The organism is Kitasatospora sp. NPDC101108 (genome assembly GCF_055584725.1).
This window is the reverse complement of record NZ_JBVJLM010000008.1, coordinates 275,139-290,001: the sequence shown is the minus strand read 5'-3', so window position 1 is coordinate 290,001 and position 14,863 is coordinate 275,139. Positions and strand designations below refer to the sequence as shown.

Below are 14,863 nucleotides of genomic sequence, written 5' to 3'. Positions count from 1 at the left end.
ACCATGACCATTCCCGCCGTGCGCACCTTCGACAACCACACCCCGCTCGTCGACACCGAGCTGCTCCCCGGCCGCGGCACCGGCGTCAACGCCGCCCACCGGATGTACGAGCACCTCATCGGCATCTGGGCCACCGGCGTCATCGAGGCCGCCCACGACCTCGGCGCCTTCACCGCCCTGATCAGCGGCCCGGCCACCGCCGGCGAGCTGTCCAGCAAGCTCGGCACCGACCTGCGCGCCACCCGCGTCCTGCTCGACGGCCTGGCCGCCTACGACGTGGTCGAGCGCAGCCGCGCGGCGGACGGCCAGGCCGTCTACACCCTGCCCCCGGAGATGCACGACATATTCGCCCCCGAGGGCCTGTACAGCCTGGTCGGCAAGATCCGGCACGACCGCAACGTCGCCTGGAACGCCTGGCGCAACCTCGCCACCAACGTCCGCACCGGCGCCCGCAACTCCGAGGGCTCCCAGCAGCTCAACCAGATCTCCGAAGAGGACTACACCTCCCTCGTCCGCGGCATCAACTTCTGGGCCCCGCCGATCGCCTCCACCCTCGCCACCGCCCTGCGCGAGCAGGGCTGGACCGACGGCACCGGCCGCACCCTGCTGGACGTCGGCTGCGGCACCGGCATCTACAGCCAGCTCCTCCTCCAGGAGTTCAGCGGCCTCAACGCCCGCGCCCTGGACGCCGAGCGGATCATCCCGATCGCCAACGCCCAGGCCCACCGCCTCGGCGTGGCCGACCGCTTCAACCCCGAGGTCGTCGACTTCTGGGCCGACGACTGGGGCACCGGCGTCGACGTCGCCCTCTTCGTCAACATCTTCCACCTGCAGACCCCGGAGTCCGCCCGCGAGCTCCTCCTCCGCTCCGCCAAGGCCCTCACCGAGGACGGCGTGATCGCCATCGCCGACCACATCGTCGACGAGGACAGCACCGACGGCAACACCCAGAACCGCTTCTTCCGCCTCTTCGCCGCCTCCATGCTCGCCACCGGCGGCGGCGACGCCTTCACCGTCCAGGACTACGACCAGTGGCTCGCCGACGCCGGCCTGCGCCGCGTCGCCCTGCTCGACACCCCCATGCACCGCCTCCTCCTGGTCAAGCACGCCTGATCCACCCCCTCACCCCACCCCCTCGACGGCCCCGACGCCCCGCGTCGGGGCCGTCGGGGTTCCCACACCCGGAGGCCCGGAATGCCCCACCGAACCCCCCTCTTCCGCACCGACCTCACCCCCGAGGAGATCGCCACCCTCACCCTCCTCCTCATCCACCACCACCGAGGAGCCCAACCCACCACCAGACCCCGACCCACCCCCCGCAGAGTCCGCTGGCACGACGTCTCCCTCAAACCCCCCACCCCCACCACCTCCTGGCAAATCGTCGCCTGACCCCACGGCCCCGCCGCCCCCGCGCCGGGGCCGTACCCGTGCCCGCACCCATCCGTAGCGCGCAGCCCCTGTCCGTGGGCACGCAGGCCCCTCCCCCCATCCGTGGGCGCGCGGGCAACGCCCCGCGGGCCACCACACCCCTCCCCCCTCCCCCTCCCTGGGCGCACGGGCAACGCCCCGCGCGCCCACACACCCACCCCTCGCCCCCTCCCTGGGCGCGCGGGCAACGCCCCGCGCGCCACCCCCCCTCCCCCTCCCACCAACCCAGGCGAGAGGGACGCGCTGCGGGAGGGGGCGGTGGAGGGGGTGGGTGCGGAAGGGGGCGTAACGGGTGATTTTCAGACTGCCAACGGTCCAAAGCCCCCCACGATGAGAGTCGGCAGTCTGAAAATCACCCAGCCCCCGGAGCGCCCACCCCCGGAACCGCCCCCGGCGTCACCCACCCTCCCGAGAGCCCCCCGAACACCCCCCCAACCCCCCACCCGACAGCCCCCAAAACCAAATGGCCCGGAGCCTCCCCGGCCCCGGGCCCCACCCAACCCCGCTCACCCGATCAGATCCAACGACCCCGCCAAGTTCCCCGTCCCGATCAGGTCATAGCCCCCCGCCAGCACCAGGAACACCAGCGCCGCCACCGTCACCCCCGTGTAGTGCAGCCGCCCGAACACCCCCCACCATCCACGCCGCCAGGCAACCACCGCACAGATCGTCATCAGCAGGGTCAGCACCGCAGCCCCCAGGTACATCGCCGGCACCACCTTCAGCAGCGGCGAGTCCCCCAGGAACAGCGTCTGGTTCAGCGCATTGGAGTCCGAGGTCAGCAGCGCGAACCCAGCGGTCGCCACCACCAGCACCGCCCCCGTCAGCCACCCCAGCAGTCGAGCCACCGGCTGCCCGGCCCGCCCCTTGCCCCGTGCCGCCCGCACCACCGCGGCCACGCCCCATCCGATCACCGTCAGCGCCAGCACCCCCAGGCTCCCCAGCGCGACCCGCTGGTGCAGCTCCGGAGCCTGGTACCAGGCCAACGGCTCGTACGCGATGGTCGGGTCGCTGTCCGTCAGCATCGAGGTGACCTCCCCGTCCCCGTTCAGCTCGAAGGCGATCTGACCGCTCCCGCCCACCTGCTGGAAGAGTCCCGGCTGCACCTGCTCCCACTGGGTGTCCCCCGCCGAAGGATCCCGGGTGACCGGCCCGCTCACGACCAGCCGCCCGTCACGCGCGGCGATGTGCACCGACCCCATCAGCGCCGCCGCCTTGGTCAGGTTCGACTGGCTCACCCGCGTCGACCGGAAGTCCCCGGTGAACTTCGAAAGGTCCCCACCGACCACCCCCGCACCAGCCCCCGCACCAGCACCAGCACCAGTCCCAGCCGCCGCACCCGCACCCGCACCCGGGTAGAACCGATCCACGAAGTCGTTCAGCACCTGCTGCGTCATCCACCCCCCGGTGGCCCCCTCCCCGTCCCCGTTCACGGTCACGTACAGCCCGACCCCCCGCGCCGGCAGCAGCGCCAGGTTGCTGTGGAACCCGGGCACGTCCCCGTCCTTGACCAGCAGCTGCTGCCCGTTCCGGTTGCGCTGTTCGAGCAGGTACGCCATCCCGGGCATCCGCTGGTCCGGCCCGAAGTGCCGGGCGAGCAGCAGGGCGTCGCCCTCCCGGTCCAGGACCGACCCGCCGTCGTGGGTCCCGCCGTGCAGCTGGGCGAGCATCAGCCGTCCCATGTCACTCGCCGTGGTGACGGCGGCCGCCCCGGTCGGGGTCAGCGGCCCGTACAGCCCCTTGGTCTCGGTCTGCCCGTTCCCGTCGGGGCGGTACCCGTGGGCGAGGTCGGCGTCGATGGGGGCGGGGTGGGGCTGGGTGAAGGTGGTGTGGTCCATGCCGAGCGGCTGCAGCACGTGCTGGGCGACGTACTGGTCGAACGGCTGGCCGGAGACCACCTCGACCAGGTAACCGGCGAGCGCGACACCGTAGTTGTCGTACGCGGCGATCACCCCGGGGGCCCGGACCCGGTCCGGCTGGTGGGCGGCCAGCGCGGCCCCGAGGCCGCCGTTGTTCCGGGGCTCGGCCTCCGCCAGCCCCATGAAGGTGTCGTCGAAGCCACCGGTGTGGGTCAGCAGGTTCTCCACGGTGACCGGGTGCCCCGGGTAGCTGTCCCGGATCTTGAAGGCGGTCAGGTAGGTGTTGACGTCCGCGTGCAGGTCCAACCTGCCGGCCCGGACCTGCTGGAGGACGGCGACGGCGGTGAACACCTTGGCGTCGGAGCCCATGAAGAAGGCCGTCCGGGCCGGGTCGACGGGCTTGCGGTTGGGCACGTCGGAGACCCCGTACCCGCCGGCGAAGACCTGCTTCCCGCCGGCCACCACGCTCACCGCCGCGCCGGGGATCTTGTGCTCGGCGAGCAGTTTCGGCACGATCTCGTCGAACAGCCGCTTCACCGACCCGGAGTCGGGTGGTGCCGTCGAGCCGCCCGCCGCCGCCGAACTCCCGCTGCCCGCCGTCGTGGTGGCCGCGTGGGCACGGTCCGGCGTGAGCCCGTACAGGAACAGACCGATGGCAGCCAGCACCATGACCAGACGGACCCAACCCCGCTTGACCAGCGGCCGGTTCGCCTCTGCACGTCGCTCGCTCATGGTGAACTCCCGTTCCAGACAAGTTGATTGTGGAAGCTCCGGCGCGCTCTGGCGGGTCGCCTCCCGACACCGACAACACTAGGAGGGATGCCCTTCCCCGGGACATGGCCTCTGGTCGTCGATCGGGGGGTGTACCCAGGTACCACCAAGAGGGGTCCAGGGCCCAGTGATCGGAATCGCGGCGGACGGCAGTCTGGATGTCGTCAGCAAGCAACGGGTAGGGATACCGGCCGCGAGGCCGTCACGGAAGGGGCCGAGCGGTCATGACCAGCAGCATCACCACAGGAGTTGTGAACAACGTGCAGAACACCGACACCACGACCGGCCGCTCCGGGCGGAACCCGCTCCGGGCGCTGGGCAACGCCATCCGGTCCTGCCTGCGCGGCCCGGTCCTGGCGGCCCTCGCGGTGCCGCAGGTGCTGCTGCTCACCGCGGCCACGGTCGCCGCCTCCCTGCTGGGCCTCGGTGTCGGCGCGCTGCTGGTACCGCCCACGATCGTGGCCATCCGCGGCCTGGCCGGCCTGCGACGCCGGCTCGCCGCCGACTGGACCGGCGTGGAGATCCGCGACCCCTACCAGCCGCTGCCGGACGCCGAGGCGGGCTTCAAGGGGGCCTGGAAGCGCTGCCAGGCGATGCTGTCCGACCAGGCCACCTGGCGCGACCTGCTCTGGCTGCTGGTCGATCCGGTGGTCGGCTTCACGCTGGCGATCCTCCCGCTCGCGGTGGTCGCCTACGGCGTCCTCGGCCTGGTGCTGCCCCAGGTCTGGCAGTCGATCGCCGACAACGGCGGCAACACCTGGTACCTGTGGATCCACGTCACCAGCTCGGGTGCGGCCGGTACCGCCGCCCTGTTCGGCGTCCCGGTGATGCTGGCCGGCCTGGCCGTCGCCCCCGGCGTCATGCGGGCCCACACCGCGCTCGCCAAGTCGCTGCTCGGCCCGACCGCCCGTGCCGAGGCGCTGGCCGCCGAGCGCAAGGTCGCCCACCTCACCGAGACCCGGCGTGACGCGCTGACCACCCAGGCCGCCGAACTGCGCCGCATCGAGCGGGACCTGCACGACGGGGCGCAGGCCCGGCTGGTGGCCATGGGCATGAACCTGGGTGTGGCCGAGCGCCTGGTCGAGCGGGACCCGGAGGCCGCCAAGCAGCTGCTCGCCGAGACCCGTCAGGCCTCCGCCTCCGCCCTCAGCGAGCTGCGCGACCTGGTCCGCGGCATCCACCCGCCGGTGCTGGCCGACCGCGGTCTCGCCGACGCCGTCCGGGCCCTGTGCATGGACAGCCCGCTGAACGTGACCGTCTCCGCCGACCTGCCCGGCCGCCCCGAGGCCCCGGTCGAGTCCGCCCTCTACTTCGCCGTCTCCGAGGCCCTCACCAACGCCGCCAAGCACTCCGGCGCCAGCCACGTCGACGTGCAACTGTGGTACGAGAACGGCACCCTGAAGGCCCAGATCACGGACGACGGCACCGGCGGCGCCGACCCCTCCCGAGGCACCGGCCTGCGCGGACTGGAGCGCCGACTTGCTACCTTCGACGGAGTCCTGGCCGTCCGCAGCCCGCTCGGCGGCCCCACGACCCTGACGATGGAGCTGCCGTGCGAGTTGTACTCGCGGAGGACCTCTTCCTCCTGAGGGACGGTCTGATCCGGATGCTGCAGGCCTACGACTTCGAGGTCGTGGCCGCGGTGGACACCGGACCGGACCTCCTCCAGGCCCTCCTCACCGAACGTCCGGACGTGGCAGTCGTCGACGTACGACTGCCGCCGACGTTCACCGACGAGGGCCTGCAGGCGGCTCTGGAAGCACGCCGGCAGATCCCCGGTCTGCCGGTGCTGGTGCTTTCCCAGTACGTGGAGCAGCTCTACGCCAAGGAGTTGCTGGCCGACGGCAGCGGGGCGATCGGCTACCTGCTGAAGGACCGGGTCTTCGACCCCGACGAGTTCGTGGCCACGGTCCACCGGGTGGCCGCGGGCGGCACCGCGCTCGACCCCCAGGTGATCGCGATGCTGGTCAGCAACACCGAACGCACCAAGCCGCTGGAGCGCCTGACGCCGCGTGAGCGCGAGGTGCTGGAGCTGATGGCGGAGGGGCGCTCGAACGGGGCGATCGCCGAGCGGATGGTGATCACCGAGCGCGCGGTGAAGAAGCACACCGCCAACATCTTCCTCAAGCTCGACCTTCCCCCCTCCGAGGAGGACCACCGCCGGGTGCTGGCGGTGCTGGCCTTCCTCCAGGTCGCGCCCTGACCGGCTACGACGCGGTCTCCCCGGCCACCCAGCGCAGGTAGCCGGGGCTGCCGGACACCACCGGCACGGCGATCACCTCGGGCGTCTCGTACGGGTGCCGGCCGGCGACGAACCCGGCCAGCCGGTCGGCGAGTTCGGCCCGGGTCTTGAGGTCGATCCGCCACTCCTCGGCGTCCTGCACCTCGCCCTCCCACCAATACACCGAGCGGACGGGGTAGACCTGCGCACAGGCCGCCAGCCGCTCCCGCACCGCGGCGGCCGCCAGGTCCCGGGCCCGCTCCTCGCTCTCGTGGGTGGTGGTCACCACGACGAAGCCCTGCTCGTTCGCTGTCATGCGCCGACTCTAGGACCCCCGGGCCGTGGAGCCCGGAAGCCTCCGCCCGTCGCGGCCCCGGAAGCGGCGGGCGGAGGCGGTTCTCAGGCCCTGCGGGCGGTGTGGACGGTCATCGCCGAGAGGTAGAAGGCGTCCGGGCGGTGCAGAACGCCGGTCGGGGCGTCCTCCTCGATCAGCGCCTCCAGGGTCGCCCGGTCCTCCGGGTCGAGCACCTCGGCGAGCTGGTCGTGGCGCCGGACGAGCTGGGCGCGCAGGTACTCGCGCACCGGCCGGGCCAGCGGCGCCGGGTGGTCGACCAGGAAGGTGCGGGTGCCGCTGGGGACGAGCCCGGCCCGCCGCAGCATGGCCGGCCAGTCCTCGATCTCCTCGGTGGTGCCGGGCAGTTCGGCGCGCATCGCGGCGAAGCCGTCCTCGTGCACCGCGTCCAGCCGGGCCTGGAAGCCGGGCCGGCCCAGACCGAAGTCGCGGGGCAGGTAGCGCGCCGGCAGGCCGCTCTCGGCGACGGCGAGCAGCCCGCCGGGCCGCAGCCGTCCGGCCAGCGCGGTGAGCGCGGCCTGCTGGTCGCCGAGGTGGTGGATCGCGTTGCCGGACCAGATCAGGTCGGCCTCGGCGAGCTTGTCGAACTCGGCGGGCAGGTCGGCCTGCTGGGTGCCGAGTCGGCCGCCGGAGCGGGTCCGGGCGCGTTCCAGCAGGGCGGCCGACTGGTCGACGGCGACCACCTCGGCCGCCGGGAAGACCTCGGCGAGCAGCCCGGCGATCACCCCGGGCCCGGCGCCGACGTCGAGCACCCGGCGCACCGCGCCGTCCCCGGCGAGGCCGGACAGCCAGCGCCCGGCTTCGGTGACGGCCCCGGCGCGCAGGTCGGCCTCCAGCTCCAGGTGCGCCGCGAGGGCGTCCCAGTCGAGGTCGGCGGCGGGTACGTGGCCGTGGCCGTGGGCGTGCCCGTGGTGCTGGTGGCCGTGCTGGTGCTGGTGCTGGTGTGCGGACATGGTGTCCCCTCTCCGTGGTGACGGATTCGCTGGTGGGTTCGGTGGTGGGCCCGGTACGGCGGTGAGCCGCTCATCACGGCGGTGGGCCGCTCATCATGGCGGTGAGCCGCTCATCACGGCGGTGGGCCGCTCATCATGGCGGTGGGCCCGGTACGGCGGTGGCTTCGCCGCTCACGCGGCCACGGCCGGGCCGGACGCGCGGCGCAGCGCGACCGCCCGTCCGATCTCCTCGTCCACCAGGTCGTGGTTGAGGGCGAGGGCGGCTGCCGCGCCCATCCCGGCGGCGACCACCACCTGGGCGCGCGGGTCGGCGACGTTGCCGACCGCCCAGACGCCGGGCACGCTGGTGCGGCCGGCCCGGTCGGTGGTGACCCAGCCGTTGTCGTCCCGTGCGCAGCCCAGGCCGAGGAGCAGGGCGTCCCGGGGCACCGGCCGCGGGAGGACGAACACCGCCTCACGGGCAACCAGCTGCCCGGTGTCGAGCTCGACGCCGCGCAGCCGCCCGTCCTCGACCACCAGCCGGACAATCCGGCCCTCGGCGACCCGGACGCCGCGTGCCGCGAGCCGCTCGCGGTCGGCCGCGGTCAGCTCCAGAGTGTGGGCGAGCAGCACCACGTCCGCCGACCACTGGCGCAGCAGCAGCGCCTGGTCGACCGACCCGGGGCCGGTGCCGAGCACCCCGAGCGGGCGGTCGCGGACCTCCCAGCCGTGGCAGTAAGGGCAGTGCAGCACGTCCCGGCCCCAGCGTTCGGCGAGGCCGGGCAGTTCCGGCAGGCCGTCCCGCAGTCCGGTGGCGACGACCAGCCGGCGCGCGTGCAGCACCGGTCCGCCGGCCAGGTGGACCACGAAACCGAGCTCGGTGGGCCCGGTGCTCCCGACGTGCTCGACCCGTCCGTCGATCAGCTCCGCCCCGTACCGGGCGACCTCCTCCCGGCCGACCGCCAGCAGCGCGGCCGGTGGCATGCCGTCCCGGCTCAGGAAGCCCTGCATGCGGGCGGCGGGGGCGTTGCGCGGCTCACCCGCGTCCACCACCGCGACCCGCCGCCGGGCCCGGCCCAGCACCAGGGCGGCGTTCAGTCCCGCCGCGCCCGCGCCGATCACCACCGCGTCGTGGCGCTCCGCCGTGTTCGTTCCGCTCATCGTCGCTCACCTCCACCGCCAGGCTGCGACCGACCATCCGGTATCGGCAAGCTTTGTTGCCGCCTCAGCAAAGAACTCAGGAGGCACGGTCGCCCCCGGTACGCCGCCAGTACGAGCGGGTGGCCACCGCCAGCGCCACCCCGTACCCGGCGAAGGCGCAGGCCCCGACCCAGGCCACCTGCAGGGTCTGCTCGGGCGTGGCCCATTCGCCCTGCCGGACCCCGAACACCCCGGCCGAACACAGCGCCAGGTACCCGATCCCGACCAGCCCGTACGGCGCCAGCGTGGCCGCGCCGATCAGCGCCGGAACGAGCGGCAGCCAGCGCGGGACGGCCCGGCCGCGCAGTGGCGGGGTCCAGCGCGGGAACACCTGCCCCCACGGCCGCACCAGCCCCCACAGCAGGAACACCCCGATCGCCGCCAGCAGCACGGTGCCGTCCAGCCCCCGGCGCTCCAGCGCGAGCCACAGCCCGGAGGAGCCGTTGTGCACGTAGCTCGCGTACATCTCGTCCCCGCTGATCCCGGCGAAGCTGCCGCCGAACGCCCAGATCAGCTTCATCGCCACGTACGGCAGGAAGGCCAGGCTCCCGGCCCAGGCGGCGAGCTGGACGGCCGCCGGGGCCGCCGAGGGCGTCGGGCGGCCGGTGGCCGCCGCCGTCCGCTCCGCGAGCGGCCGCCGGGCCCGGGCCGTCCCGGCCAGCAGCAGCGCCCCGGCCGCCGCCAGCGCCTTGTGCACCGCGTCCGGGACGCTGTCCACGGCCTGCCCGAACAGCAGCGTCACCACGTCCATCAGCAGGCTCCAGGACGCCACCACGGCCAGGGCGCACAGCAGCCGGAGCACCCACGTCAGCCACCGCCCCGGCCGCCCCCGCGCCGCGGCCCACCCGGCCCCGGCCGCCGCCAGCCCCACCCCGGCGACCACCCACCCCAGCCAGTCGGCGCTCCACAGCGCGGTCCCGCTCAGCGCACATCCCAGCCCGAACCCGGCGTAGCCCACGCCCCAGCCGGCCGCCGCCCGGCCGTCCCGCACCCACTCACGCTTCCGCATGGCCCCAGGCTCGCCCGCGCCGCCCCGCACCGGCCTCCGCCCGCGTGCTGATCCGGCTCCCCCGGCGGGGGGATCCGCGCCGCCCTTGCCCTGGAGCGCACTCCAACTCCTAACCTCTGAGCCACCACCGCAGCACCGACCCACCAACTTGGGGAGTACCACCATGCGTTACCGCGTCCTGGGCGGCACCGGCATCGAGGTGAGCGCCTACTGCCTCGGCACGATGATGTTCGGCGCCATCGGCAACCCCGACCACGACGACTGCGCCCGGATCATCAACACCGCGCTCGACCGGGGCATCAACTTCGTCGACACCGCCGACATCTACTCGGCCGGCGAGTCCGAGGAGATCGTCGGCAAGACGCTGGCCGCCCGCGGCGACCGGGACGAGATCGTGCTCGCCACCAAGGCGCACTTCCCGATGGGCGAGGGCCGCGCCCGCGGCGGCAACTCGCGGCGCTGGATCGTCCGCGAGGTGGAGGAGAGCCTGCGCCGGCTGCGCACCGACCGGATCGACCTCTACCAGATCCACCGGCCGGACCACACCACGGACATCGAGGAGACCCTCGCCGTCCTGGGCGACCTGGTCCGGGCCGGCAAGATCCTCGCCTTCGGCTGCTCGACCTTCCCCGCCGAGCAGATCGTGGACGCCCACCACGTCGCCGAGCGCCGCGCCCTGCCGCGCTTCCGCACCGAGCAGCCCCCGTACTCGCTGCTCGCCCGCGGCATCGAGCGCGACGTGCTGCCGGTCGTCCAGCGGCTCGGCATGGGCGCGCTGACCTGGGGCCCGCTGGCCGGCGGCTTCCTCACCGGCCGCTACCGCAAGGGCCGCCCGATCGACCTGACCGCCGGCCGGGCCGCCCTCAGCCCGGGCCGCTTCGACCCGGCGCTGCCCACCACGGCCGCCAAGCTGGACGCCGTCGAGGCCTTCACCGAGCTCGCCGAGGAGCTCGGCCGCACCCTGCCCGAGCTGGCCACCGCCTTCCCGCTGGCCCACCCCGCCGTCACCTCGGTGATCATCGGCCCGCGCACCATGGAGCAGCTCGAATCCGCCCTCAAGGCCGCCGACCTGGTCCTGGACGACGACACCCTGGACCGGATCGACGCCATCGTCCCGCCCGGCACCGACCTCTACCGGGCCGACGGCGCCTGGCAGCCCCCGTCCCTCACCACCCCCGCCCTCCGCCGCCGCCCCACCGCCGACCGCTCGGCGGGCTGACCGCGCCGGACAGGCAGGCCCTACCCGTCCCCCCTCGGCGCGGCGAAGCAGTGGACCACGACCGTACGGCCGGAGGCCCAGCGCTGCTCGCCACCGCCGAGCGGGGTCCAGCCGAGGCGGCGGTAGAGGGCCAGGGCGGCGGTGTCGGTGGCGAGGACATCGAGCACGGGGTGCAGTCCGAGCACCCGCGCGTGCGCCACGGCGCGCGCCAGCAGCAGTGCGCCGACAGCCCGTCCGCGCGCCGTCGGGGCGACGAACAACCGGCCGATCACGGCGGTGAGTTCCGGGCGTCCGCCGGTCCGCTGGCTCCACAGTCCGGGGGCCAGGTCCCCCGGGGTGCTGCGGACCAGGCCGATGTGACCGGCGACCCGGCCGTCCACCTCGGCGATCCAGGCCGCCAGCAGGCCGTCCGGGGAGAGCCAGGCGGCGGGCCGCTCGGGCCACTCGACGGGGTAGCCGTCGGCGGCGTGGACGTCGGCCAGGGCCCGGACGCAGCCGGCGAGGTCGGCGGCCGTGCGCCGGCGCACGCCCACCTCCGCCCCGGTCAGCCGTGAGCCGGACGCGACGACATTGGCGCGTTCTTCAAGGTCAGCCATGCCGGTACGTTACCGGCCGGCCCTCACCGCCGCAGCAGGTCGACCACCCCGGCCAGGTCCTCGGCACCGCTGCCGAGCGCCAGCCGGTGCTCCATCAACCGGAAGAACGGGGACAGCAGTTCGGCGCTCACCCGCTGCTCCTCGGCGGTGCGCAGCAGCGTCTGCTTGCCCGCCACCTGCATCGCCAGGTTGGAGACCACGCCCGTGGTGTAGTCGCCGCTCTCCAGCTGCTCCGCCGTCCGCTCCACCGACCCGACCATCGCGGTGAGCCAACTCCCCAGCAGCGGCGCCAGATCGCCCGGCTTCACGTCCTCGTCCCGCACCAGCGCGAAGGCGTGCGAGATCCCGGCGAACGTCCCGTACATCGCGCTCAGCAGCGCCACGTCGTGCAGCGCCGCGTACCCGGCGTCCGCGCCCACGTACCGGACGGCGGCCGGCGCGGCCAGCGTCTCCCGGTGCTCCTCCAACAACTCCGCCGAGCCGCTGTAGAACACGTACGCCCCGGCCGCCGGGACGCCGATCATCGGCGGGACGGCCATGATCCCGCCGTCCAGGTAGCGGGCACCGCGGGCCTCGGCCCAGTCGGCGCGGGCGCGGGCCTGGCCGGGGGTGCTGGTGACCAGGTTGACCAGGTCCCGCCCGGCCAGGTCGGCCCCGGCCAGCGCCTCCTCGACCGAGGCGTCGTCCAGCAGGCAGACCACCACCAGCCGGGCGGCCGCGACGGCCTCCGCGGCGGTGGCCGCCACCGCGGCGCCCTCGGCGGCGAGCGCCTCGGCGCGGGCGGCGGAGCGGTTCCAGACGGTCAGCGGGTGCCCGGCGGCGAGCCAGGCGCGGGCCAGCGCGGTGCCCATCGCACCGAGGCCGAGCAGGGTGACGGGGGTCTTGCCGACGTTCTCAACAGTGTTCGTTTCCATGCCGATCAGCCTCGGCGCGGCCCCGTCCGTGATCAAGTACGCACTTCGGAGTGGGTGGTTACCCTGAGGTGAGCAACGAGGTCGGAAGGGGTGGGCCATGGCGACCGTGCCGAGGCCGGGGGCGTACGTCTGCGGGATCGACGCCGCGATGGACGTGATCGGCGGCAAGTGGAAGGTGCTGATCCTGTGGGCCCTCGGCCAGCGCCCGCAGTGCCGCTTCGGCGAGCTGCGCCGCCTGGTGCCGGGCATCACCGAGAAGGTGCTGGCCGCCCATCTGCGTGAGCTGGAGGCCGACGGCATCGTGCACCGGGAGGCCTACCAGGAGGTGCCGCCCCGGGTCGAGTACGCGCTGACCGAGGCGGGACGGCACCTGAACACGGCACTGGCACCGCTGGGCGTCTGGGGCCGGGACCACGTCCTGAACCGCTGACCCTCAGCGCTCCTCCCCCTCCGCCCCTCCCCCTCAGTGCTCCTCCGCCGCCAGGTGGTCGACGCAGGCCGCGACCGCGAGCAGCAGCCCGGTGTCCGCCCCGTCCGCGACCTCCACCCCGTAGGTGTCCCGGACCCGGAACCACTTGCGGGAGATCCGGGCGAGCTGGTCACCGTGCTGGTTCTCGATCCGGTAGTCCTTGTCGATCAGGTCGCCGCGGATCCGCAGCTCGCCGCCGGAGGCCAACTCCACCAGGTACTTGTCCCGGAACGGGGTGAAGAGCTTCTCCCGGACGGTCGCGACCGCCTCGCCGTCGGCGTCCTCGATCCTCATCGCGTCGCGGACGGCGAGCATCTTCTCCTTCACCACCGCGACCACCCGCCCGTGCGCGTCCTTCAACTCGAAGGTGTGCCGCAGCCGCAGCACCTTGCCGTCCACCAGGTAGGCCTTGTGCCCCCGGTCGTCCTCGATCCAGTAGTCGTCGCCGACCGCGAACAGCTTCTCCCTGACCAGGTACCGCACCACAGCCTCCTCCGTCGTCGGACCCGAACCACCCATTCGACCCGTACCCGCACCCGCCGCACCGCACCGCCACGCCGCGACGCTTCAATGTCGCCATGCTGATCACCCCGCTGCGCACCGAGCGCCTCGACCTCCTGCCCCTCACCCCCGACCACGCCGACGAACTCGCCGCCGCCCTCGCCGACCCCGCCCTGCACGCCTTCACCGGCGGCCGCCCGGCCACCCCGGAGGAGATGCGCGCCCGCTGCGCCCGGCTCGCCGCCGGCTCCCCGGACCCGGCCCAGGTCTGGGGGAACTGGGCCCTGCGACTGCGCGCCGACGGCGCCCTGACCGGCTACGTCCAGGCCACCGTCCGCCCGGAGGCCGCCGAAGCCGAACTCGCCTGGGTGGTCGGCACCCCCTGGCAGCGCCGCGGCCTGGCCACCGAGGCCGCCCGCGCCCTGCTCGACCACCTCGCCGCCACCGGCGTCACCACCGCCCTCGCCCACATTTACCCCAACCACGAGGCCTCCGCCCGCATCGCCCGCGCCCTCGGCCTCCACCCGACCCCGCACACCCAGGACGGCGAAATCCGCTGGCAGACCGATCTTCCGCACCCGTAGCATCCGAGGCCCGAAGCCCCCGGAGGAGCCGCCGTGTCCGTCGATGCCTCGCTGTCGCTGCGCTGGCCCGAGGGCCTTGCCCCGGGCACCGACGGACTGGCCCGGCTGCTCGGCCTCGACCACGGGCCCGGCCACGGACCGGACGCCGGCCCCTGGAGCCTGACCACCGCCCCCGACGGCCGGAGCCGCATGTGGGTCCGCATCGCCACCGACCCCGCCGACCGCACCGGCCCGTACGACCACTGGCTCCACCTCTCCCCGCCCGGGTCCCCGCCGTACGCCGAGGACACCCACGCCGTCCTGCGCGCCCACTGCCGGGAGACCGTCGCCCTGCTGCGCCGCCACGGTCTGGCGGAGGCCGCCCACGACATCGACGGCGACCCGACCGGCTACTGGACCCGCGCCGCCGACCACCCCGAACTCCTCACCGACCCCGAGCTGACCGTCTGGTGGGCCGCCGAAGCCCCCACCACCGCGACCCTCCCGGCCGTCCTCACCCCCAGCCTCCGCCCGGCCCCCACCACCGGCACCGTCCGGGTCGCCCCCACCGACGACCTCGGCGCCCACGCCGCCGAGCTGCCCGTCCAGCACACCGCGCGCTTCACCGGCCACCGGGTCACCCCCGAGGAGCTCGACACCTTCGCCGACCGCCTCGTCGCCACCCTGACCCGCCCCGGCGAACGCATCGACGTCGCCCTCCGCCTCCACACCCGCCTGATCCGCTACGAGTCCGCGACCCAGCCCCTCACCGACCTCCGCGTCCTCCCCTGACCCCCGAAGGCCGCCCGCCCGGAATGCCGCCGACCCC

16 protein-coding genes are annotated in these 14,863 nt (G+C 74.1%); 8 read left to right on the top strand and 8 right to left on the bottom strand.

Annotated features, from left to right (window positions below):
- Positions 1-3: 3 nt before the first annotated feature.
- Together ACZ6Z8_RS20180 and ACZ6Z8_RS20175 are read left to right on the top strand one after the other, a co-directional pair.
- A complete protein-coding gene (locus ACZ6Z8_RS20180; protein WP_465611404.1) occupies positions 4-1,113 on the top strand; it encodes a class I SAM-dependent methyltransferase in 1,110 nt (369 codons plus the stop codon).
- Positions 1,114-1,194: 81 nt separating this feature from the next.
- On the top strand, positions 1,195-1,389 hold the full coding sequence (locus ACZ6Z8_RS20175) for a hypothetical protein (RefSeq protein WP_465611403.1): 195 nt from the start codon (positions 1,195-1,197) through the stop codon (positions 1,387-1,389).
- Between the two features lie 545 nt (positions 1,390-1,934).
- Here ACZ6Z8_RS20175 and ACZ6Z8_RS20170 read toward each other — a convergent pair.
- Positions 1,935-4,019, bottom strand: coding sequence for a serine hydrolase domain-containing protein (locus ACZ6Z8_RS20170; RefSeq protein WP_465611402.1), 2,085 nt, complete (start codon positions 4,017-4,019; stop codon positions 1,935-1,937).
- Between the two features lie 263 nt (positions 4,020-4,282).
- Here ACZ6Z8_RS20170 and ACZ6Z8_RS20165 point away from each other — a divergent pair, with 263 nt between their 5' ends.
- Together ACZ6Z8_RS20165 and ACZ6Z8_RS20160 are read left to right on the top strand one after the other, a co-directional pair.
- Positions 4,283-5,647, top strand: a complete 1,365-nt coding sequence (locus tag ACZ6Z8_RS20165) for a sensor histidine kinase (RefSeq protein ID WP_465611401.1) — start codon at positions 4,283-4,285, stop codon at positions 5,645-5,647.
- Positions 5,611-6,261, top strand: coding sequence for a LuxR C-terminal-related transcriptional regulator (locus ACZ6Z8_RS20160; protein ID WP_030290358.1), 651 nt, complete (start codon positions 5,611-5,613; stop codon positions 6,259-6,261). Before ACZ6Z8_RS20165 ends, ACZ6Z8_RS20160 begins: the two co-directional genes overlap by 37 nt.
- Positions 6,262-6,265: 4 nt before the next feature.
- Here ACZ6Z8_RS20160 and cutA read toward each other — a convergent pair whose 3' ends face one another.
- The 4 genes from cutA to ACZ6Z8_RS20140 all read right to left on the bottom strand — a co-directional run bounded on the left by cutA (position 6,266) and on the right by ACZ6Z8_RS20140 (position 9,772).
- Positions 6,266-6,595 carry a divalent-cation tolerance protein CutA gene (gene cutA, locus ACZ6Z8_RS20155; protein ID WP_465611400.1) on the bottom strand — a complete coding sequence of 110 codons (330 nt, stop codon included), beginning with the start codon at positions 6,593-6,595 and terminating at the stop codon, positions 6,266-6,268.
- 83 nt (positions 6,596-6,678) lie between these two features.
- Positions 6,679-7,584, bottom strand: a complete 906-nt coding sequence (locus tag ACZ6Z8_RS20150) for a class I SAM-dependent methyltransferase (protein WP_465611399.1) — start codon at positions 7,582-7,584, stop codon at positions 6,679-6,681.
- Between the two features lie 171 nt (positions 7,585-7,755).
- Positions 7,756-8,724 (bottom strand): NAD(P)/FAD-dependent oxidoreductase, encoded by a 969-nt coding sequence (locus tag ACZ6Z8_RS20145; protein WP_465611398.1) that lies wholly within the window; start codon positions 8,722-8,724, stop codon positions 7,756-7,758.
- A 76-nt stretch (positions 8,725-8,800) separates the two neighbouring features.
- Positions 8,801-9,772, bottom strand: a complete 972-nt coding sequence (locus ACZ6Z8_RS20140; protein ID WP_465611397.1) for a hypothetical protein — start codon at positions 9,770-9,772, stop codon at positions 8,801-8,803.
- A gap of 163 nt (positions 9,773-9,935) precedes the next feature.
- Between ACZ6Z8_RS20140 and ACZ6Z8_RS20135 the strand changes: the two genes are divergently transcribed.
- On the top strand, positions 9,936-10,991 hold the full coding sequence (locus ACZ6Z8_RS20135) for an aldo/keto reductase (protein WP_465611396.1): 1,056 nt from the start codon (positions 9,936-9,938) through the stop codon (positions 10,989-10,991).
- 20 nt (positions 10,992-11,011) lie between these two features.
- On the opposite strand, the gene ACZ6Z8_RS20130 is transcribed toward ACZ6Z8_RS20135, so the two are convergent.
- Together ACZ6Z8_RS20130 and ACZ6Z8_RS20125 are read right to left on the bottom strand one after the other, a co-directional pair.
- Complete coding sequence (locus ACZ6Z8_RS20130; RefSeq protein ID WP_465611395.1) at positions 11,012-11,587, bottom strand: GNAT family N-acetyltransferase; 576 nt, start codon at positions 11,585-11,587, stop codon at positions 11,012-11,014.
- Positions 11,588-11,610: 23 nt separating this feature from the next.
- A complete protein-coding gene (locus ACZ6Z8_RS20125; protein ID WP_465611394.1) occupies positions 11,611-12,501 on the bottom strand; it encodes an NAD(P)-dependent oxidoreductase in 891 nt (296 codons plus the stop codon).
- A gap of 97 nt (positions 12,502-12,598) precedes the next feature.
- Here ACZ6Z8_RS20125 and ACZ6Z8_RS20120 point away from each other — a divergent pair, with 97 nt between their 5' ends.
- Positions 12,599-12,931 (top strand): winged helix-turn-helix transcriptional regulator, encoded by a 333-nt coding sequence (locus tag ACZ6Z8_RS20120; RefSeq protein WP_465611393.1) that lies wholly within the window; start codon positions 12,599-12,601, stop codon positions 12,929-12,931.
- 33 nt (positions 12,932-12,964) lie between these two features.
- Here the strand turns inward: ACZ6Z8_RS20120 and ACZ6Z8_RS20115 are convergent, their stop codons facing one another.
- On the bottom strand, positions 12,965-13,453 hold the full coding sequence (locus ACZ6Z8_RS20115; protein ID WP_465611392.1) for an LURP-one-related/scramblase family protein: 489 nt from the start codon (positions 13,451-13,453) through the stop codon (positions 12,965-12,967).
- 95 nt (positions 13,454-13,548) lie between these two features.
- Here ACZ6Z8_RS20115 and ACZ6Z8_RS20110 point away from each other — a divergent pair, with 95 nt between their 5' ends.
- Both ACZ6Z8_RS20110 and ACZ6Z8_RS20105 read left to right on the top strand, forming a co-directional pair.
- On the top strand, positions 13,549-14,055 hold the full coding sequence (locus tag ACZ6Z8_RS20110) for a GNAT family N-acetyltransferase (protein WP_465611391.1): 507 nt from the start codon (positions 13,549-13,551) through the stop codon (positions 14,053-14,055).
- A 33-nt stretch (positions 14,056-14,088) separates the two neighbouring features.
- Complete coding sequence (locus tag ACZ6Z8_RS20105) at positions 14,089-14,826, top strand: hypothetical protein (RefSeq protein WP_465611390.1); 738 nt, start codon at positions 14,089-14,091, stop codon at positions 14,824-14,826.
- Positions 14,827-14,863 lie beyond the last annotated feature (37 nt).